Source organism: Anaerocolumna jejuensis DSM 15929, assembly GCF_900142215.1.
GTDB lineage: Bacteria > Bacillota > Clostridia > Lachnospirales > Lachnospiraceae > Anaerocolumna > Anaerocolumna jejuensis.
Map to the genome: position 1 here is coordinate 1 of NZ_FRAC01000028.1, position 20286 is coordinate 20286.

Sequence of the window (20286 nt, forward strand, 5' to 3'; positions counted from 1 at the left end):
TAGGTCCCAAGGGTTGGGCTGTTCGCCCATTAAAGCGGTACGCGAGCTGGGTTCAGAACGTCGTGAGACAGTTCGGTCCCTATCCGGCGCGGGCGTAGGATATTTGAGAGGAGCTGACCTTAGTACGAGAGGACCGGGTTGGACTGACCTCTGGTGTACCGGTTGCACTGCCAAGTGCATGGCCGGGTAGCCAAGTCGGGAAGGGATAAACGCTGAAGGCATCTAAGCGTGAAGCCCCCCTCAAGATGAGATATCCCATAGCATAAGCTAGTAAGACCCCTGAAAGACGATCAGGTGGATAGGTTAGAGGTGGAAGTGCAGTAATGCATGCAGCTGACTAATACTAATAGGTCGAGGGCTTGACCTAAAAATGGTTTTAATTTGGATGGTTCAATGTGTAGAATAAAAGTACAGCAAATGGGTATTGACTTTTTAATTAAAAAGTATTACAATAAGTCCCGTATTCCTCGATAGCTCAATGGTAGAGCACACGGCTGTTAACCGTGGGGTTGTAGGTTCGAGCCCTACTCGGGGAGTTTTTCTAGGTAAAGAATTATATATATTTAAAAACAAAATAGTATATGGCGACATAGCCAAGTGGTAAGGCATGGGTCTGCAACACCCTGATCACCAGTTCAAATCTGGTTGTCGCCTCTCATAAATAGTCTCTGAATCTTTAAAGTTAAGGATTTGGAGATTTCTTTGTATGTCCGAAAATAGATGCAAACATTTTGGAGAGTAAACGCTGTCTGAAATCCGGTTCGCTTTCTGGCAAGTTTCTGAGCGTTGGGTTGAGGAATGATATCCGACCACTTGAGGAATTTCAGTTCACCAGGGTGAGTTACCAGTTTCTTCAATTTTAGCCTTAAAAAGTATAATTTTATTATTCGCAAATTTAGGTTGCGGAAATGCAATCTCAAATTGGTTGAAACTATTTAAAAATACACTATACTTAACATAAAATCATAAAGAAAAGAGGTAGAAAATATGAGCTTTGCAGATAATCTGCAATCAATAAGAAAAGAGAAACAACTTTCTCAGGAGGAGTTAGCTGAAAAAATTGGAGTAAGTCGTCAAGCGATATCTAAATGGGAACAGGGGAGCGGTTATCCGGAAACAGAGAAATTACTTATCTTATCCCATGAACTGAACGTTTCGTTAGACTATTTAATGTTGGGTGAAACAGGAAATGCAATAAGTGAAAAACCATTCTCTCAAAATATAATTGCACCTACCGGAAAGATTACAATAAAATCATTTGACGGGAAATCAATTGTTAATTGCTATAAAGTTTTTGCTTCACAGGTAATGTTTAAAGCAAGGTCGGATGAACCCCAATACTGGTTAATTGGTGTTAACAACGGTGCATTTTGGGGAGAAAAGTCAATAGTACTTGGATGGTATGCGGACGAAGAAAAATTAAAAAAGAAATGGATGCTATTGCGGAAGATATTAAAAAGGGAATTCCTGCCTATGAGTTAAAATATGCATCGAAAGTAAAAAATAAATTATTAAGAGTAAAAATAGACGAAGAATAGTTAAAACTGGCTGCCGCCTCTCAAAAAAAGGTCTCTAAACCTTGAAAATGCATAGGTTTAGAGACCCTTTGGTTGTTAGAGATAAAGTCTTTTTAACAATGTGCAGATAATAAGCTATGAGATAGTAGTACACATGGGAATATCAGTTTATAATTTTATTCGGTGGTATTATGGTGCTAGAATTTGAAAAATAGACAGATAAGAATATATAAAAAAATGTTTACCTTAATTATATCTATAAACTATTACAAATTTATAATATATGAAGTCAAGAACACCGCTGAAATAATTGATATAATAGTTATGTTGCCGGCAGCAACTTGATACTACTGGGAGGTGAATGTATATGAATAGCGACATATTGGAAAAAGTATTAGCCTATATAGATGAACACATTTATGAAAAAATAAATTTATGTGTTTTAGCTGAGTTAGCAGGTTATAGTCCGTTCTATTTCAGCAAACTATTTTCTGACGCAATGGGAATGCCAGTTACTGGCTATATTCGCATTCGCAAATTACAATATGCGATTGTTTCATTGCTGGAAGGGCGTAAGGTTCTCGATGTTGCAATATTATATGCATTTGACTCTCACGAAGGGTTTACACGCGCCTTTACACAACTCTTTGGTTCAACGCCAACTACTGTTAGGAAGCATCTCACTTCGTATGCGGTTCCTAAGTATGTTGTACCAGATACTATTAACGGGAGGACAAATATGGAAGCAATAAGCTCGTTACAGCACAATATGCACAAGCTTGCTTTTGAATTTCTTGAACAATCAATTGAAGAAGCTAAGGCTGGATTTTGTACTAGCATAGAAATTACGCTTTTGTCAGAGTGCAGAATAAAAATTAGTGATAATGGAAGAGGCTTACCCTTGTCAGAAGATTTTCATGCAAGTAAAGCTGTATTGGATAAAATATTAGCTGGAGGCCCGTTAACTAATGCAGAATATAGTCAAATGGGCGACCTTATACAAGCGGGCTTGCAGACCGTTAATTCATTATGTGAAGCCTTGCAAATCATTGTAAAAAGGGATGGGAAGATTTTTCGTCAAGACTTTATTCGCGGCATTGCCCAGCATGAACTTTATACTAATAAGTTAGAAGGTCCTTCGGGTACGGAGATAATTTTGAAACCAGATACATCTATATTTGGGAAGGAAGATTTTTCTTTAGAGATTTTGAATGAGTGGGTGAAACAGAAGCGAAGAGTTATTGATAACATGAAAGTCGATGTGAAAAGTGCTAATGGATGACAAGTGACATAAGTAAGTGATGATATACAAGGAAAAGCTGGTCACTATTTTAAGCTAGAGACCAGCTCTTACTGATCAAACAATATATTGGTTCCCATTAAGTCCAGCAACTATATGAAATGTATTTTTATCGCATCCTTTTATATGAATATCAGGTGCAAAACAAGTGCAGCCAGTATCAGAGATTGAAGACACTCCTTTCTATGCGGGTTCTGGTAATGTTCAAATAGTTCAAATTTGGCTGCCGCCCCTCTGATCATGGTCTCCAAACCCAGAAAAAAAGAGTTTGGAGATTTTTTAAGGAAGATGGAGATACTTCATTATTTGACGTTCTAATGAATCAGCTTAGAAGATTGCCATTTGTTAGAACAAATAGTTCATATGGATAATCGGTATACACATACCTCTGGTAAATTTAGTTTACTTACATTTTTAATATGTTATAATAGTGTTTGAAATAACGAATATGTAAATAGATAGAATAGGAGAAGTATTATGGATTTAAAATATATTAACGCAAAAAAAGAAGATGCAGACCTGTTAATAAACATCTATAATGCGTCATTCTATAATGATTATATTAAATATGGTGAATGTCCTGCTTATGGCAGGACCCGAGGGAGTATGGAAGAATCCATAGAGAAATTCCCTAAACTGATTATCTGCTATGATAATTTTCCCATAGGAGCTATTTCAGTTGCAAATAAAGGAAATGGTGAATATTATCTCGGCTGCCTTTGTATAATTCCTGAATTTCAAGGGAAAGGAATTGGTACACGAGCCTTTAAATATATGTTGGATTTATACTCTGACTGGAATAAAGTAACATTAGTAACACCTGCAGACAAAGAGGAGAATATTGCTTTTTACACTAAGAAGTGTGGATTTAAAATAGATGGAACCGAGATGGATGGAAATGTTAAAGTGTTTCGCTTTTTAATGGAACGGTAGATGCCAATTTATGGATTTCCTGCCCAGCGATGCATTTCGCTGCGGCTTGCTTCGGGTCTGTTCGGAACATGCCGGCTGATAATTAAGCAAGTCTATGACTCAATATTCCTTATATAATATGTAAACTATTATGTGTACATAAATCGGATAAGATGGAACCTCTTTCTTTTCAGTATTTATAAGATGGGTCTATAGTTCGAATCCCGTTTCCTATTTTTATACAAAGCTACTTGACTACGCCGTTGCGTCGTACTGTATCATGGAATTACTAAGCCGTGATAGGAGAGTAAACATGGGCAAACTTATAAAAATCCGCGAGGTATCGTTACAGTATGACATTACCACAAGGGCTTTAAAGTATTATGAAGACATGGGCCTGATTCAAAGCACAAAAAGCGACGATTACGCTTACAGGCTCTATGATGAAAATGCAATTAAGCGGTTGGAGCAAATCCTGATTCTGCGTAAACTGAACATCAAAATAAAGGATATCCAAAGGATTTTCCATTCCGAGGGCTCAGAAGTCGTACTTGAAATCCTCGGTCAAAAGGTAACTGATATTGATGATGAAGCAGCGCTGCTGCATGAGTTAAAGGAAATTGTCATTGACTTTATAAGGCAGATTGAGCAATTTGATTTTTACAACGGAAGCGATGTCAAATTGCTTTATGAAAAAGCCAGGGAAGTTGAGCGGCAACTTGTGAATGTGGATTACGGCGGAAATCCATCCACGGTAAAACGTCTTTTAGACGTTACTGAAAAACTTGAAAAGAAGCCGGACGTCAGAATTATTGAATTGCCGAAATGCAGGATGATCACGTCGGGGGAAGGCGATAAAGAGACGCTGAGACGGTTCGATATTCTGTGGTCCAGGCTTGACATGAAACGGAAGGACCACTTCTTCCCTCGTGATTTTATGTGGTGGGACGAAGAGCGCAACGTATCCATATGGTGGTATGCTATTGAAGATTGGGTGACGGAAGAAGATACCAAAGGTTTTGAAATTTTTGAATTTGAAGGGGGATTCTATGCTGCGGGGATATGCAGGCAAGACGACTACAGCGATGGCATGAGGGTCTATGAGGGCATAAAGGCATGGGTTTCGGAGCATGAATCCTTTGAACTTGACGAACGGCCGGGGCATCGCCATTTGTGGCATGTGGTCGGTCCCAAAGATACAAATAAAAGATTGGGGTACAGGCAGCTTGAAATCTTTGTTCCGATAGAATTGGTTGGGACAGGCAGGAAATAACCAGTATATGGCCACACAAATCTGGCTGTTATCACTCTCTTAAAGAAGTCTCTAAACTTTGAAATTAGTAAGGTTTAGGGATTTTTTTATTTGCCGCTTTCTTTGCCATATTCCAAGGCAGATATGACAGACCAATTTGAAAAGCATAGATTATACCTTTTCTGTGTTTGTGCTAAAATAGTAGATTCAGAGCTTCTGCATAATGCAGGATAATTTAAGGCATATGTGCTATAATGAACTTGATTTGGATTTATAAATATCTAAAATGATTAGGAATATTTCAATTTGTTGTAACGAAATAGACTTTTACTGCACTTATCTTTTGAGGAGGTGAAAAAATGGATAAGCAGGATCTGGAACAAGTATATAAGGAAAATGCAGCTGTTGTTTATAAATATTTATTCTGCTTAACCCATGATGCAAACCTAACGGAAGAGCTTACGCAGGAAACTTTCTATCAGGCAACGAAAGGGATACATAAATTTCGGGGTGAATGTAAAATATCTGTATGGCTATGCCAGATAGGAAAACGATTATGGTATAGGGAGCTTCAAAAAAGAAAACATCAGATTGTACCAATTGATGCTATTGAGGAAATGGAGTCTAATCAGAATTTTGAAGCGCAATATATTCAAAATATTGATAAGGTCGAATTATTTAAAAGATTACATCAGCTGGATGATAAGACAAGGGAAGTAATGTATCTTCGGCTTACCGGTGAACTCAGTTTTTCTGAAATAGGTGAAATATTAGAGAAAAATGAAAATTGGGCAAGAGTAACTTTTTATCGCGGAAAACAAAAAATTATGAAAGGAAGGACCTAAAATGAATAAAGAAATAGATTGTGCAGTTGTGAAGGATTTACTTCCAAATTATATTGATAAGCTTACCAGTGCGGAAACAAACCAAATTCTGGAGAATCATTTTTCTAATTGCGCCGACTGTGCAAGAGAGCGTGATGAAATGATGGGAAGCTTGAATATGGAGAAGGCTCCCAAGAAATTAAATTTAGAAAATTTTTTAAATAAAACAAAAAAAATATATTTACTAAAAGGGGTCGCCTGGTCCATTGGAATTATCGGTATTTTGGTTTCTTTTATCGTAGATATAGCAGTTAATCGTAAATTGACCTGGTCCTTAATTGTTGATGGCGGCATAGTTTTCCTTTATATCACTGTATTGGCTGCCATATTCAGTAAAAGGAATAAAATAATTGCATCGACATTCGTTTCAAGCATTTTAGTGCTGCCGTTGCTATACATGATAGAGTATGTTGTTAATGAAAATTATCTGGTTAGACCAATTCATTGGTTTACAGTATATGCCTTACCGATAACACTGATTTGGCTGGCGATAATATGGATTGTAATATTAATTAATAAGATTATAAAATTAAATATGTGGCGTACCCTTGGTATACTGTTGCTTTTTGCTATATTTGGTTCTGCCCTTACAAATGCTATTTCAAACCAGGTTTCTGTGAATGAAATTTATCAAACCGGTCTGGAATGGATTGATTCTTTATCATATCTGGGAGGTGCCATACTTTGCTTTATAATTGGACATTTTAGAAAAGAGAAAGGCATTTTCTGATTTCTGAATTATTTAAATTCTGGTCAAAAAAGAGGCGACACTTTTAGCAGCATCGTATTGCAAGGAGGTTTATTGATTGCCAAAAGAAGAAGGAACGGTTACAATAAAGACACTTACATCTCATAAATATGCACATTATAATAATCAAAAGTACATTGGCTGAGGTAATAAAATGAAAGTTCTGGTTGTTGATGATAATCGATATATTGTAAGAGGATTAGCACATTCTTCAATATGGAAGGAAATTGGAATAAAGGATGTTTATACAGCCTATAGCAGAAGTCAGGCCCTGGAAATATTAGAGAAAGAAGAGGTAACAATTCTTCTCTGTGATATTGAGATGCCTGGGGGCAGTGGTCTGGAGCTGGTAAAGGAAGCGAGAGAGAAGGCCTGGAGAGGACAGGTGATATTCCTTACCAGCTATGCGGAATTTAGTTATGCACAGGAAGCAATACGTTTAGGAAGCATAGATTACCTGCTAAAGCCAGTAGAAGCACACACCTTGAAGAAAGCAGTAATCCAGGCAATTAAGCTGTGTGAATATGAAGAAAGCCAGCAGAAGCTACGGGAAAAACGGCTTACTTATGAAAAAAAGATACAATCTCTAAAGGAATACTTTTGGAGGGAGTTAATTGAAGAGGTATTACCGGCACAGGAGGTAGTCCTTTTGAAAGAGGCGGCTGGTTTCGGCGTGGATTGCGGTGAGGATACAGTTTTTTTACCCATTTTGATTAAAGTGGATGCGGAGGAATATAATACTGCTGATAAGTTTAATTATTCCTTTGTAATCCGCAACATTATGGAAGAATGTCTGGGAGGCGAGTGCGCAAGCATAGAAACGATTATAAAAAACGATAAAAAAATGTGGCTTGTAATTATTCGCACTCATGATAAAAAAGAGGCTTCATTAGAATTTATCTATCAGAAGTGCATGGAATGTATGCAATTTATCCGAGATTTTCTGAAATACGATAATGTTATCTATATTGGAAGCTCCTGCCGCTTATATCAGGTACCGGATAAGGTAAAAGAGCTGGAAATTATGAATCAGGACTATGTGGGGAAATACAATGTGGTATTGCGCAAAGAAGATATCTATGTTAAAAAAGTGGAATATCAGTTGAAGCAGATTCAGGACTGGGAGATAATGCTTAGGGAACGCAGCCGTGAAAAGCTGAAGGAAAGTATTCGTTTTTTTCTTCAGAATGCGATGCTGCACAAGGAGATAAATTATAATTTTCTTATATGCCTGCGAATGGATATCCAACAGATGGCATATGCAATATTAAAAGAAAAAAACATAGCTGTTAATATGTTTCTGGTGAATAATGAAAACCAGCTATTGTTCAATAAAGCATCTGATTCAGTGGAAGATATGCAAAAGTATCTATTTTTCCTGATTGATGAGTCCTGCCGGCAGATGGGCTTGGTAGAGCAATCCAGAACGCTTATGGATAAGCTATTGGAATATATAGATAAGAATATTGATCAAACCATTACCAGAGAGGAGCTATCCAGCCAGTTCTTTTTATCTTCCGATTATATATCCAGGCTGTTTCGCAAAAAGAAGGGAATATCATTGGGCGAATATATTCAGAAGCGGAAAATTGAGAAGGCGCAGATGATGCTAACCAGTACGGAGTTGTCAATTAGTGATATTGCGGTTCGGGTAGGTTTCGTAAACTTCTCTTATTTTTCAAAAATATTTAAAAGAATTACCGGTGTAACACCCGCAATTTATCGTAAAAGGAATGAAATATGAAAGGAACAGAAAGCAGCTGCAAGGCACTATAACCTTGCAGCTATTTTTTTTAATTATTTCGAATGAACAGATTTGTATTATAAAAGGGTCTTATGTGTGTTAGCTGAGAAAAATCAAAAATATTATAATTATTTTATAGACAGAGAATAATGGACTTTGTGCCGGGATAGCACAGAAATGAGGTTTCGTATGATTTATGAAGAAATTATAGCAGAGCTGGACAAAAGAAAGGCTTTATTAGAAGAAGTCAGTAATTATATTTGGGATAATCCTGAAATTGCTTTTCATGAGGTTAAGGCAGCAGAAAAGCTGTGCGGGATATTAGAACAGGAAGGTTTTGAGATAGAAAAGGGCATTGCAGGAATGGATACTGCCTTTAAAGCTGCTTTCGGACAGGGAAAACCGGTAATAGGAATATTAGGGGAATATGATGCCCTGGATGGTATGAGCCAGGTACAGGATGCCCTGGAAAAGCAAATAGATAGTACGAAGCAGTATGGGCATGGATGCGGACATCATGCGCTGGGAACGGGAAGTCTGGGAGCTGTAATAGGAATTAAAAAGTTTTTGCAGGAAAGGCACCTGGAAGGGACTGTGATTTATTTTGGCTGCCCTGCCGAAGAAGGAGGCTCCGGGAAATGCTTTATGGCAAGAGCAGGAGTCTTTGCAGGGGTGGATGCGGCATTATCATGGCATCCATGTGATACTACAGGCCTGTTTTCTGGAAGAACACTGGCGGTAATTGGGGTGACCTACCGCTTTAAAGGTAAAAGTGCACATGCCGCAGGGATGCCGCATATTGGGAGAAGTGCCCTGGATGCGGTAGAACTTATGAATGTAGCAGTTAATTTTTTACGAGAGCATGTTCCCCAGGAGACCAGAATGCACTATTCCATTACCAATGCAGGCGGGAAATCTCCTAACGTAGTACAGGCGGATGCTAGTGTATTTTATTATTTACGTTCACCGGAACCGGATAGCTTATTGGATATTTATAACAGAGTGTGCAAAATCGCAGAGGGAGCAGCCTTAATGACGGAAACCCAGGTGGAAGTGGATTATCATAAGGGAGTATCCAGCCTGTTGCCCAATTCCGTTCTGGACAGCGCTTTATTTGAGAATTTACAGGCACTTCCCTTAACCGGATACTCGGAAGAAGAATACGGGTATGCCGCCAGATTCAAAAGCACCATTGAGGATCAACAGCAAACCTTGGAGGAATTAATGAGTGGAGCTGTGGATGTAAATGAGATTTTAAAGCATAAAGAGGATGACATCTACGCGTTTGTAAAGCCCAGGCCTGCCAAAGACTGCTTACTGTTCGGCTCTACGGATGTAGGTGATGTAAGCCGTATCTGTCCTACCTCACAGATTCACACTGCGACTTGGGCAGCGGGCACGCAGATGCATACCTGGCAGGCAGTTGCCCAGGGTAAATCCTCCCTGATGCATAAAGGGATTCTGTACGCATCAAAAATATTGGCATGTACAGCGGCTGATATGTTTTTGCATCCGGAGCTTATCAGTAGTGCAAAAACGGAGCTGGAGCTGAAATCCAGCAAACAAAAATATGTATCCCTGATGCCAGAGGATGCAAAACCTCAAATTGATAGAGAATGAATTGAATCTGTAAGCAGATGCGGCATGCAGGATTTAAAATAGAAGGAGGACTTTGACAATGAAAAAATTTCCGGAATCATTTTTATGGGGAGGGGCTATTGCAGCCTCCCAGGCAGATGGAGCATGGCAGGAAGGAGGAAAAGGAGTCGATACCCAGGATTTAAGGTATTTTGATACAAAATGGGATAAAACCAGGAGGACGGAGAACCGCAATATTAATATGACCTCTGAAATTTTTACAAAAGCCTTGGCAGAAAAGGAAGACGAGCATTATCCCTTCCGTTTTGGTATAGATTTTTATCATACATACAAAGAGGATTTGGCCTTGATGGAAGAAATGAATATGAAAATCTTCAGGACATCCATCAACTGGGCGAGAATATTCCCCAATGGAGATGATGCGGAGCCCAATGAAGAGGGGTTAAGGTTTTATAAAGATTTGTTTATGGAATGCCATAACAGAGGAATGAAGGTATTTGCTACGATTCTTCATTATAATATTCCGGTGCATCTGGTCAATGAATATGGTGGGTGGAAAAACCGCAAGACGATAGAATTTTATGTAAATTATGTTGAAACTATAGCAAAGGGTTTTGGCAATTTAGTGGATTATTGGCTGCCATTTAATGAAATTAACTGTTCCCGTTTTAATCCCTACAATGGGTGCTGTATAATTAAAGACCAGGAAAAAGATTATATAAGTACAATTTTTCAATGCGCACATCATCAGTTTGTAGCAAATGCACTTGCCATAAGAAAAATACATGAGCTTTTACCGGGTTCTAAGGTTGGTGGTATGATTGCCAGATTTACGACCTATCCGCTTACCTGCAAGCCAGAGGATGTAATGGAGACCATTCTCGAAGAAAATTACAAAAATTACTTTTATACGGATATTATGGCACGTGGAAAATATCCGTCTTATACGGATAGAATGTTCGATTCCTTAAAGGTGGCGATTCAAAAGGTGGAGGGAGATGATGAGCTGTTAAAAGCAAATACCGTGGATTTTCTGGCATTTTCCTATTATATGTCCATGACTACTACAACAGACGTTCAGCAGGAAAAGGCCAGCGGAAATTTAGTATCCGGCAACAAGAACCCATATTTGGAGGCCAGTGAATGGGGATGGCAGATTGACCCCATTGGTCTGAGAATATCCTTGAATCAAATGTATGACCGGTATCAATTGCCGTTATTCATTGCCGAAAATGGAATCGGAGCCCGTGATGTGCTGGAAGAGGATGGCAGTATTCATGATGATTACCGTATTGCTTATATGAGAGAGCATGTAAAACAAATGAAAGAAGCTGTCAGCGATGGAGTAGATCTGCTTGGCTATACTGCCTGGGGAATTGTTGATATTATCTCCTGCGGTACTATTGAAATGAGCAAACGCTATGGAGTAATTTATGTAGACCAGGATGAAACCGGCCATGGCAGTAAAAAGCGTTATAAGAAGGACAGCTTCTCCTGGTATAAAAAATGCATAGATAGTAATGGAGAGGATCTATGAAAAAATGGTTAGGTATTGATATTGGGGGTACCTTCATTAAATACGGTATTGTGAATGAAAACTATCAAATAGAAAAGCGTTGGAAGATTCCTACCCTTGAAATCACCCACAAGGATGAATTTTTTGATTATATCTGTGCTAATATGGAAGACTGCAAAGAGGTAAATGGTATCGGGGTATGTTCACCTGGATTGATTGACAGTGATTATGTGATTCAGACATTTATCGTTCCGAAACTGGACCCTATCAGAGGAAGCAATATTGCTAAGGAAATAGCATCCAGAACGGGGAATAGAGTAACGGTTATTAATGACGCTAAGGCAGCAGGACTTTGTGAATTAAAGCTTGGGAACGCCAAAGGAACACAAAGCTCAGCTTTTTTCATTATAGGAACAGGTATCGGCGGATGTATCTGCAATAGTGAGGATGTGGTATATGGAGTAGATGGATTTGCCGGAGAATTTCATTTTATACCGTATATAACCGATGAAAAGAAACAGCAGGCCTGGAAGAGAGGCAGGGTTTCTTCTGTGCAGGGGCTTGTAAATAATTACAATAGCAGGGTAATGGAACAACAGCAGGTAAAGTATGGTCATGAGGTAACGGCATTATATCTGTCGGGGGATGAGTCTGCTGGAAAGATTGTAGACGAATGGTTATTTAAAATAGCTGTTCATTTGATGTCTGTTACGGTAAGCCTCAATCCGGAAGTGATATGTATCGGTGGGGGTATCTCCGAGGAAGAGTGGTTTTTAAAAGCATTAAGTAAAAAATATCATGCTCTATGCATGGACATATTTCAGGGAATTGATTTCTTGCATACCAGAATTATCCCATGCAAATACCGAAATGATTCGAATCTACTGGGTGCCATTCTTAAATTTGAGATAGAAGAGAAGAAAGAAAGGGCAGACTAGGAAAACAGGGAGAAATCTTATGGACAGAGAGGTTTGGAAAAATCCACAGGCAGCAAAAGAACTGGAGGAGGCAGAAATACCTCTATGGTTCTGGAATGATAAATTGGAGAAAAGGGAATTGCTGCGCCAGCTGAAAATGAAAACGGAGATTGGAGTAACCTGTACCATTCCTCATGCAAGAACCAATGGAGGAGAGGGATATATAGGCGGCTATTTGGATGAAGACTGGTTTGATAAAATAGATACGGTAATGCAATATAAGAAAAAGCATCAGGAGCCATTATGGCTGTACGATGAGATAGATTGGCCCGCCGGTACCTGTAATAAGACCATTACGCTTGAGGAAAAATACAGAGAGCAATACCTGACCTTTCAAAAATTTGAAATTCCTGCCGGAAAGCCTTTTCGGGCGCAGTTAAAGAGTGTAACGGGAAAGCGTATCACAGGAAACCCGGAGACGGTTGAAAAGGGTGAATTTGATTATAATATTTTTATTTTTGATAAAGTAACCATGCAAGCCTATGATATCAGAGAATATTTTAAGTACCTGATTTTTGGACCGGAATTAGAATTCCAGGCAGACAGGGATGCGGTGGCTTATGTAGCCAAGGTACAGGTGGACGCTTATGAGTACGGCGGAAAAGGGCAGGTTAGTTATATAAACGGTGAAGCCACAAGGGCATTTTTACAATCCACCTACGAGAAATACCGGGAGTATTACCAGACGGAATTTGGGACTACTATTACAGGGGTATTCAATGATGAAACCAGGATGTGCAACCCGTTGCCATGGTGCGAAGAATTTCCCGGGGTTTTTCAGGATAGGAAAGGCTACAGCATACTTCCCCGTCTTGCTGATTTGATTATACCGGGAGAAACACCAGGGAGAACCAGGTGTGATTACTTTGATGTTGTTGCTTATCTTTATCAGACACGATATTTCGGTGAGATTCATAAATGGTGTAAAGCAAATAATCTGAAGCTGTTTGCGCATCTTTTGGGAGAGGAAACGATATATGGGCATGCCAGATACAGCGGTGATTATCTTAGACAGAACAAGTATCTGGATATACCTGGGGCGGACCATCTTGGTAAGGGCATTGGCAGTCTTAATATTAAATATACTGCATCCGGTGCCCATTCCTATGGGAAGGATATGACAGCAGTGGAGGTCTTTGCAGGCTGTGGCTGGGATATTACCTTTGAAGAATATATCCGCATGGTGACTTGGATGTACCAGATGGGGATGAAAACTATCATCAATCATGGTTTCTTTTATTCGGACAGAGGTGCCAGGAAAAATGACTGGCCGCCGTCACAATTTTTTCAGTGGCAGGGGTGGAGCCGTATGAAGGAAGGGAATGCCATGATCAGGCGCTTGCATTATGCCCTGACCGGTGGCTGCAGTGAAATGGAGGTGCTGGTATACCATCCCATGGAAAGCTTTTGGCTGCAATACGAGCCCAATCTGCTGTATACTCATGGCTTTGCAGAAGGAGCTTTTCTGGAAAATGAGCAGGCTGCGAGAATGGATAGAGAACTGCAGCTGCTTTTGAATGCACTTTTATCTGCCAATATAGATTTTGAACTGTTACACAAGGATGCACTGGAAAATTTTAAAACAGAAAACGCAATAATGGTAAATACGAAAACAGACCAGCGTTTTTCGTTAATAATCCTGCCGATGTGCCGGGTATTGCCAGTGGAGGCTGTAAGCTTACTGAAGCAATTTGCAGAAGAGGGAGGACATATTCTTGCGTTGGATGAGCTGCCTGCCATGGCTATGCCGCAAAGTGCGGATAGTGAAGTGATTCAAGCATTCCGGAATATGAAAGCGCAGGGAAAAATTACGTTATTACCGATAGAAGATAAAGAGGCTGTCTGCAGTGAAGTTATCAGGAAAATTCCCCATCCAGTTAAAATTGTACAGGGAAGTAAGGGGACGGAGAATAACCACCTTTGCTATCCGTCCTACTTAATTGACCCCTATCTGCATACCGGAGAAAATATAACAGGTGTGATGTTTACCAGATACATAAAAAACGGACAGAGAAATACGCTATTTATGAATTATGGTAATAAAGAGGTCACGGTGCAGGTGGCGGTCGAAGCGGATAAACAGCCGGAAGTATGGGATACCTTTACCGGAACTGTTCAGAGGGCAGAGGTTATTAAAGCAGAAGAGCATTTGTATTATCTGCTGTTAAGGTTGCCCTGTAATTATGGTGTAATTGTACGTGGATAGTAAGACAGGCAGCTCCCATATGGGTATGAATTGTTGCATGAAATAGACAGAATTATTGCAGTCTGTCTGAGATAATTCTGATATTATTTAACTATAAAAAAGGAGGTATTATTTATGAAACGCAGACTTATGGCACTTATAATGGTTGTTGTGGTTGGAGTTTGGGCATTAGCCGGATGCGGCTCACAGGAAAAGAAGAATAACAATGCCAATTCCGCAGAAAACGCCCAGAGCACCCCGGATGCAGGCAAGCAGGCTAAAAATGAAAAAACGGAGCATATTAAGATCTTAATGGCAGGCACCGAACAGCCAGACCAACAGAGAGTGGTAGATGCAATGAACAAATTATTGCAGGAAAAGCTTAATATGACAATCGAAATTTCTATGGTTAATTTCGGTAATTACAAACAACAATGTCAGTTGGCATTATCCGGGGGAGATGATTATGATGTAGTTATGATAATGGGCTCATTGGCAGCAAATTACTTAAATGCAGGCTATATATATGAATTATCGGATTTAATTGACAAGTATGGGAAGGATATTATTGCAGCCATGCCTGATACGGCAAAGGCAATTCAAATGAATGGCAAGATGTTCGGTATCCCAATGAATCGTGATTATGTGCAGCAATTTTCAATTGTAATGCGTACGGACCTTATAAAAAAATATGGCATAGATACCAGCAAAATCAAATCCTTAGATGATATGACTCCGGTTTTTGAAACCGTAAAGGCTAAGGAGCCGGATATGACAATGTTTATAACACAGTCCTCCTCTAATGGGTATCCGAACCAGTATGTGTGGTATGACCAGCTTGATAATTATTGTGGTGTACTTATGGACCCTAAGAATAGTACCAAAGTGACCAATTTATTTGAGTCGGATGAATACATGGATTATAGTAAATTAATGTATGCGTGGAATCAGAAGGGATATATGTTAAAGGACGGTGCTACTAATACGGAGTCAAAGCAAAGCATGATGAAGTCAGGAACCTGCTTCTCCTTTCCTTATTCCTATACACCTACCGCAGAAGTTGAATTGGAGCAAAGCGCAGGGTATGATTTAACAGTTGTTCCTTTGGAAGAGCCAATGGCGCTCACTTCTCAGATCTCGACTTTCTCCTGGGGAATCTCCAGCTCCTGTGAGAATCCCGAAAAAGCTATGGAATTTTTGAACTTTGCTTATACCAGTCCCGAATTCAATAATTTGCTTAACTGGGGTGAAGAAGGGAAAGACTATGTATTTGAAGATAAGGACAAGGGAATCATTAATTATCCGGAAGGTGTGGACAGCAAAACCAGTGGATATCATTTAAACCTTGGCTGGGAAATTCCCAATGAATTTTTAACCTATTTATGGAGTGGCAGTGATCCTGACACATGGGTAAATTTCAAGAGCTTTAACGAACAATCTTTCAAATCAGAAGCCTTTGGTTTTGTTTTTGATTCTACCCCCGTTACGAATGAGATGGCAGCTATCTCCAACGTACTGGGACAATATGTAAATGCCCTGACCGCAGGCAGTGCGGAACCGGAGGCTACCATTAAAAAAATGAATCAGGATTTGAAAAAGGCAGGGATAGATACTGTTATCCAAGAAAAGCAAAAACAGTTGGATGCTTTTATAAGCAATAAATAGGCAATTATTATAAATGCGGATTTGATTGGCACAGCACAAATCCGCATTTATAAAAAGGAGACTTGACATGGCAAGAACGAAAACAGAAACAGGGCATATTTTAAGAAAAATGAAACGGTATATTCCGCTATATCTTATGATGTTTCCTGGTTTGTTGTATTTTTTTATTAATAATTATATTCCAATGGCCGGTATTACAATCGCCTTCCGAAATTATAATGTGAAAAAGGGGCTATTCGGCAGTGACTTTATAGGGCTGAGAAATTTTGGGTTTCTATTTAAGTCAGATGATTTATGGAAAATAACCAAAAACACGATGTGTTACAATATCAGCTTTATCTTATTGGATTTGCTCTTAGGCGTATTCTTTGCAATCTGTATTTGTGAAATCAGGAACAAAAAAGCCCGGAAAGTATATCAAAGTGCGATACTGCTTCCGTATGTTATGTCAATTGTTATTGTAGCTTATATGGTATATGGTTTTTTTAACTCAGATTATGGTTTTATTAACAATACTGTTTTAGAAGGCTTAAAGCTCCAGCCTGTTACCTGGTATAGTGAACCGAAGTATTGGCCATTTATTCTGACCTTTGTTCATTGCTGGATTGGCGTAGGCTATGGTTGCATGATTTATATAGCCTCTATCCTTGGTATGGATGAGGCTATGTTCGAGGCTGCTAAAATCGATGGGGCTACCAAGCTGCAACAGATTCGTCTATTAATAATCCCCCTGTTAAAGGGAACTATGATTACCATGGTGCTGCTTTCAGTAGGCAAGATTTTTTATAGTGATTTTGGCTTATTTTATCAGGTGCCACAAAACTCAGGTACATTATATAGCGTAACTGATACGATTGATACATATGTATACCGTTCTTTATTGCAGATTGGTAATATTGGAATGTCTGCAGCCGCAGGTTTTTATCAATCCATATTAGGGTTTATTTTTGTTGTTACAGCTAATCTGATCGTTCGTAAAATTGATAAAGACAGCGCATTGTTCTAAGGAGGTTGCATATGAAATCAAAAGAATCCACCAAGACCCAGATATTTTGCCATAGTGTTCTGGTCGCCATATTGATAATAGCAGTAATTCCATTTCTTTTATTGTTTATGTCTTCTATTACAGATGAAAGCAGTCTGATTGCAAATGGCTATAGTTTCTTTCCGAAGGACATCAGTTTGAATGCCTATAGGTATATTTGGGGTTCGAAGGCCGAGATTTTTAGGGCTTATGGGATCACAATACTGGTAACCTTTACTGGTACCTTTTTACACCTGACATTGGCTTCTTTATTGGCATATCCGCTGTCCTTGGACAATTTGCCGGGAAAGAAATTTTTTACCTTTTATATTGTGTTTACCATGTTATTCAGCGGGGGTCTGGTGCCTCAATATCTCATGTGGACGGGAATATTTCATATAAAGAATACTATCTTTGCCTATATTCTGCCGAGATTTATGTTAAGCGCAATGAACGTTATTATTATCCGAAGTTTTTTTAAAGCCAATATCCCTTCCGCTTTGTATGAAGCAGCAAGAATTGACGGCGCCAGTGAGTTTAAAGTGTTTTTAACAGTGGTACTGCCTTTGGGTAAGCCTATTCTGGTGTCCATGGGTGTATTTGCCGGTTTAAATTACTGGAATGATTGGACGAATGGATTATATTATGTAAATGAGAAGGGTCTGTATGGTATTCAGAACTTAATTAATATGATGATTACGGATGTGCAGTTTTTGTCCTCCAACAGTGTAGGAAGTGCACTTATAGCAGAAATACCCGCTACTACAGTAAGAATGGCCATTGCATTTATTGCCATGATTCCGATATTGATAATCTTTCCCTTTCTGCAGAAATATTTCCAAAAGGGCATGACCGTAGGAGCAGTTAAAGGATAGGCTGGAAGTAACGTAAAGATATATTTTTATTGATAATAATTGTAGTAATATGAAAAAGGGGATGCGGCGCAAAACAAGTGCAGCATCCCCCTTGTTAGTTAGCTTTATTACAGGCATAATATAAGAGAGCTGTAAAGCATTATTGGTATATTGACGTGAATAAATAACTGTCTTACAATATTCTAAAAAACCGGTTCAGGGAGAAGATACCAACATATTCCTATGGGTAAAGGAAGATAAAGAATATGAAAAAAAAGTACACACTAAGAGAAGTGAATAAACTGTTGGCAGTAAGCGGATTAATTTTGGTAATTGTATTTGGCGTAGCATTATATGGTACGAGTAAAGTACACAAATGGTGCCAGGAATATATTACCCATCTGGCAGAAGGCTATGGAAATGAGCAGAATAACCGCCTGGAACAGATTCAGAATCAAATGCTGAAGACGTTAATGAGTACTAAAATGGATTATATCCGTTTGGCGAAGGATGAGCTTGAAACATACAACTATTACTATGATTTAGGGTCGGAATATAGCACAATGCGGGAAAATGGTCTGCAAAACTTTAACTTTTTTCTTTATTTTCAAAAAAATAAGGAAATGGTGGAATTGGGAATGCCGGTAAATTTATCAAAAGAACAGATTTTTGGAATGAGGCGGACCATTAAGGAATTGGGAGAATCCGGAGAACTGTATGAGAAAGCACCAAGAAAATGGACCGAAATTACAATTAATAATAAGCAGTATATGATTCTTTGTTACCGGTACATGGATAGAATCATAGGTGTCTATGTTCCTGTTAATCATTTTTTAAGTATCAATCAAGTTGCTTCTTTGACAAAAAAAGATTTTGTACTATTGGTTGAGCATGGGGAACCATTGACAGCGGTTAATAAGTATGTTAAGAAGAACATAGAGCATAACAGTTTTTTGGGGCTTTACAGCAGATACATCACAGCAGATATGCCTATAAATAACAGTGAAGTCAGTATTCGTGTAGTCGCATATGCCTATGGTGTATTAGGCGAGATTACCAATATTCAGGTGTTATTTTTAGGAATATCCGCAGGCTTCATCCTCATTAGTGTAGGTATTCTGATGTATATTGTACAAAGGGTATTGATACCTGTATATAATTTTTCCAGGGAACTTGAAGGGATAGGAGAGCCTGCCCGTAAGATGGCGGACAATTCTTTCCATGAGTTAAGCAATGCTGCCGAAATCTATAATCGTTTAAACCAGCAGTTAGAAAGTATTAAAATAGATTTATATGAAGAAAAACTAGAAAAGCAAAAGGCTTCCCTGGAATTCTTGCAGCTGCAGATTAAGCCTCATTTCTTTATTAACTGCTTAAACACCATTTATTATATGGTGGAGTCCGAGCATTATGATAGGATAAAGCAAATGACAGTTTACGTGTCAGATTACCTGAGATACAAGTTTAAAGATGGTATTCGTCTGGTGAAACTCAGCGAGGAATTAAAGAATGTTGAAAATTATCTGCATATATATGAATTATGGTATGGAGATATTTTTTGCTATAAATTGCAGAATACATTGAAAGAGCAGGAAGTTGAGTTCTTGCCTATGGGAATACAGATTCTAATAGAAAATACAATAAAATATGCAGTTGGATTTGGGGATAAGGTCTTAATTTATTTAAAGACGGAGCAGGAAGAAAGTCAGCTGCATGTGACATATTATGATTCAGGGCCGGGATATCCCGCTGAATACTTGAAAGCTGAGATAAATAATACACGGGGTTCAGATAATCATATTGGTTTGGTTAATTTGGAACAAAGAATTAAAATTTTGTATGGTGATAGAGGAAAAATAGAGCTAAGTAATCAGGAGGAAGCCGGTGCACGTGCGGACATTTGGATACCATTTCACCCTATGTAGCCACGGCAATTGCCTTGCGGTAGCTAAAAAAACGCGGTGACCTCATCTCCATTCCGCAAGTCATTGATGCACTCCACTTACACCTTTTCTTTTAACCTCCTTTCCGGTAACAAAAGACCATTCTTTTTCTTAGATGCTTTGCAATCCTGGTTATACTGGTTTATTGCGTAAGGCTTATAAGACC

The 20286-nt window shown here is 38.8% G+C and carries 15 protein-coding genes, 2 tRNA genes and 1 rRNA gene; all 18 read left to right on the top strand.

Annotated features, from left to right (window positions below; genetic code table 11):
- Positions 1 to 367 (top strand): 23S ribosomal RNA (locus BUB77_RS22455); the annotation flags it as partial.
- 97 nt (positions 368 to 464) lie between these two features.
- A tRNA-Asn gene (locus tag BUB77_RS22460) sits at positions 465 to 536 on the top strand.
- 47 nt (positions 537 to 583) lie between these two features.
- Positions 584 to 654 (top strand) — tRNA-Cys (locus BUB77_RS22465).
- Between the two features lie 333 nt (positions 655 to 987).
- A complete protein-coding gene (locus BUB77_RS22470) occupies positions 988 to 1482 on the top strand; it encodes a helix-turn-helix domain-containing protein (RefSeq protein WP_084124616.1) in 495 nt (164 codons plus the stop codon).
- 402 nt (positions 1483 to 1884) lie between these two features.
- A complete protein-coding gene (locus tag BUB77_RS22475) occupies positions 1885 to 2799 on the top strand; it encodes a helix-turn-helix domain-containing protein (protein ID WP_073279261.1) in 915 nt (304 codons plus the stop codon).
- A gap of 495 nt (positions 2800 to 3294) precedes the next feature.
- Positions 3295 to 3750, top strand: a complete 456-nt coding sequence (locus BUB77_RS22480; protein WP_073279262.1) for a GNAT family N-acetyltransferase — start codon at positions 3295 to 3297, stop codon at positions 3748 to 3750.
- A gap of 292 nt (positions 3751 to 4042) precedes the next feature.
- Entirely contained in the window at positions 4043 to 5002 is a 960-nt protein-coding gene (locus tag BUB77_RS22485) for a helix-turn-helix domain-containing protein (protein WP_073279263.1), read from the top strand.
- 338 nt (positions 5003 to 5340) lie between these two features.
- Positions 5341 to 5826, top strand: coding sequence for an RNA polymerase sigma factor (locus tag BUB77_RS22490; RefSeq protein WP_073279264.1), 486 nt, complete (start codon positions 5341 to 5343; stop codon positions 5824 to 5826).
- A 1-nt stretch (position 5827) separates the two neighbouring features.
- Entirely contained in the window at positions 5828 to 6595 is a 768-nt protein-coding gene (locus BUB77_RS22495) for a zf-HC2 domain-containing protein (RefSeq protein ID WP_073279265.1), read from the top strand.
- Positions 6596 to 6767: 172 nt separating this feature from the next.
- The gene (locus tag BUB77_RS22500) at positions 6768 to 8357 is read left to right on the top strand and encodes a response regulator transcription factor (RefSeq protein WP_073279266.1); all 1590 of its coding nucleotides are present in this window, start codon (positions 6768 to 6770) and stop codon (positions 8355 to 8357) included.
- A gap of 189 nt (positions 8358 to 8546) precedes the next feature.
- Positions 8547 to 9977 (top strand): amidohydrolase, encoded by a 1431-nt coding sequence (locus BUB77_RS22505; RefSeq protein ID WP_073279267.1) that lies wholly within the window; start codon positions 8547 to 8549, stop codon positions 9975 to 9977.
- A gap of 58 nt (positions 9978 to 10035) precedes the next feature.
- The gene (locus BUB77_RS22510) at positions 10036 to 11493 is read left to right on the top strand and encodes a family 1 glycosylhydrolase (RefSeq protein WP_073279268.1); all 1458 of its coding nucleotides are present in this window, start codon (positions 10036 to 10038) and stop codon (positions 11491 to 11493) included.
- Positions 11490 to 12410: an ROK family protein gene (locus BUB77_RS22515; RefSeq protein WP_073279269.1), complete on the top strand. Its 921-nt coding sequence runs from the start codon at positions 11490 to 11492 to the stop codon at positions 12408 to 12410. Before BUB77_RS22510 ends, BUB77_RS22515 begins: the two co-directional genes overlap by 4 nt.
- Positions 12411 to 12429: 19 nt before the next feature.
- A complete protein-coding gene (locus BUB77_RS22520; RefSeq protein WP_073279270.1) occupies positions 12430 to 14655 on the top strand; it encodes a glycosyl hydrolase in 2226 nt (741 codons plus the stop codon).
- Between the two features lie 114 nt (positions 14656 to 14769).
- Positions 14770 to 16299, top strand: a complete 1530-nt coding sequence (locus tag BUB77_RS22525; RefSeq protein ID WP_073279271.1) for an ABC transporter substrate-binding protein — start codon at positions 14770 to 14772, stop codon at positions 16297 to 16299.
- 67 nt (positions 16300 to 16366) lie between these two features.
- Positions 16367 to 17305 (top strand): ABC transporter permease, encoded by a 939-nt coding sequence (locus BUB77_RS22530; protein WP_073279272.1) that lies wholly within the window; start codon positions 16367 to 16369, stop codon positions 17303 to 17305.
- 11 nt (positions 17306 to 17316) lie between these two features.
- On the top strand, positions 17317 to 18198 hold the full coding sequence (locus tag BUB77_RS22535; protein ID WP_073279273.1) for a carbohydrate ABC transporter permease: 882 nt from the start codon (positions 17317 to 17319) through the stop codon (positions 18196 to 18198).
- Between the two features lie 245 nt (positions 18199 to 18443).
- A complete protein-coding gene (locus BUB77_RS22540) occupies positions 18444 to 20102 on the top strand; it encodes a sensor histidine kinase (RefSeq protein ID WP_073279274.1) in 1659 nt (552 codons plus the stop codon).
- Positions 20103 to 20286 lie beyond the last annotated feature (184 nt).

What these genes read in the sequence shown, in the direction of transcription:
- BUB77_RS22470 (WP_084124616.1), top strand. Translation starts at nt 988, where the DNA reads ATGAGCTTTGCAGATAATCTGCAATCAATAAGAAAAGAGAAACAACTT.
- BUB77_RS22475 (WP_073279261.1), top strand. Translation starts at nt 1,885, where the DNA reads ATGAATAGCGACATATTGGAAAAAGTATTAGCCTATATAGATGAACAC.
- BUB77_RS22480 (WP_073279262.1), top strand. Translation starts at nt 3,295, where the DNA reads ATGGATTTAAAATATATTAACGCAAAAAAAGAAGATGCAGACCTGTTA.
- BUB77_RS22485 (WP_073279263.1), top strand. Translation starts at nt 4,043, where the DNA reads ATGGGCAAACTTATAAAAATCCGCGAGGTATCGTTACAGTATGACATT.
- BUB77_RS22490 (WP_073279264.1), top strand. Translation starts at nt 5,341, where the DNA reads ATGGATAAGCAGGATCTGGAACAAGTATATAAGGAAAATGCAGCTGTT.
- BUB77_RS22495 (WP_073279265.1), top strand. Translation starts at nt 5,828, where the DNA reads ATGAATAAAGAAATAGATTGTGCAGTTGTGAAGGATTTACTTCCAAAT.
- BUB77_RS22500 (WP_073279266.1), top strand. Translation starts at nt 6,768, where the DNA reads ATGAAAGTTCTGGTTGTTGATGATAATCGATATATTGTAAGAGGATTA.
- BUB77_RS22505 (WP_073279267.1), top strand. Translation starts at nt 8,547, where the DNA reads ATGATTTATGAAGAAATTATAGCAGAGCTGGACAAAAGAAAGGCTTTA.
- BUB77_RS22510 (WP_073279268.1), top strand. Translation starts at nt 10,036, where the DNA reads ATGAAAAAATTTCCGGAATCATTTTTATGGGGAGGGGCTATTGCAGCC.
- BUB77_RS22515 (WP_073279269.1), top strand. Translation starts at nt 11,490, where the DNA reads ATGAAAAAATGGTTAGGTATTGATATTGGGGGTACCTTCATTAAATAC.
- BUB77_RS22520 (WP_073279270.1), top strand. Translation starts at nt 12,430, where the DNA reads ATGGACAGAGAGGTTTGGAAAAATCCACAGGCAGCAAAAGAACTGGAG.
- BUB77_RS22525 (WP_073279271.1), top strand. Translation starts at nt 14,770, where the DNA reads ATGAAACGCAGACTTATGGCACTTATAATGGTTGTTGTGGTTGGAGTT.
- BUB77_RS22530 (WP_073279272.1), top strand. Translation starts at nt 16,367, where the DNA reads ATGGCAAGAACGAAAACAGAAACAGGGCATATTTTAAGAAAAATGAAA.
- BUB77_RS22535 (WP_073279273.1), top strand. Translation starts at nt 17,317, where the DNA reads ATGAAATCAAAAGAATCCACCAAGACCCAGATATTTTGCCATAGTGTT.
- BUB77_RS22540 (WP_073279274.1), top strand. Translation starts at nt 18,444, where the DNA reads ATGAAAAAAAAGTACACACTAAGAGAAGTGAATAAACTGTTGGCAGTA.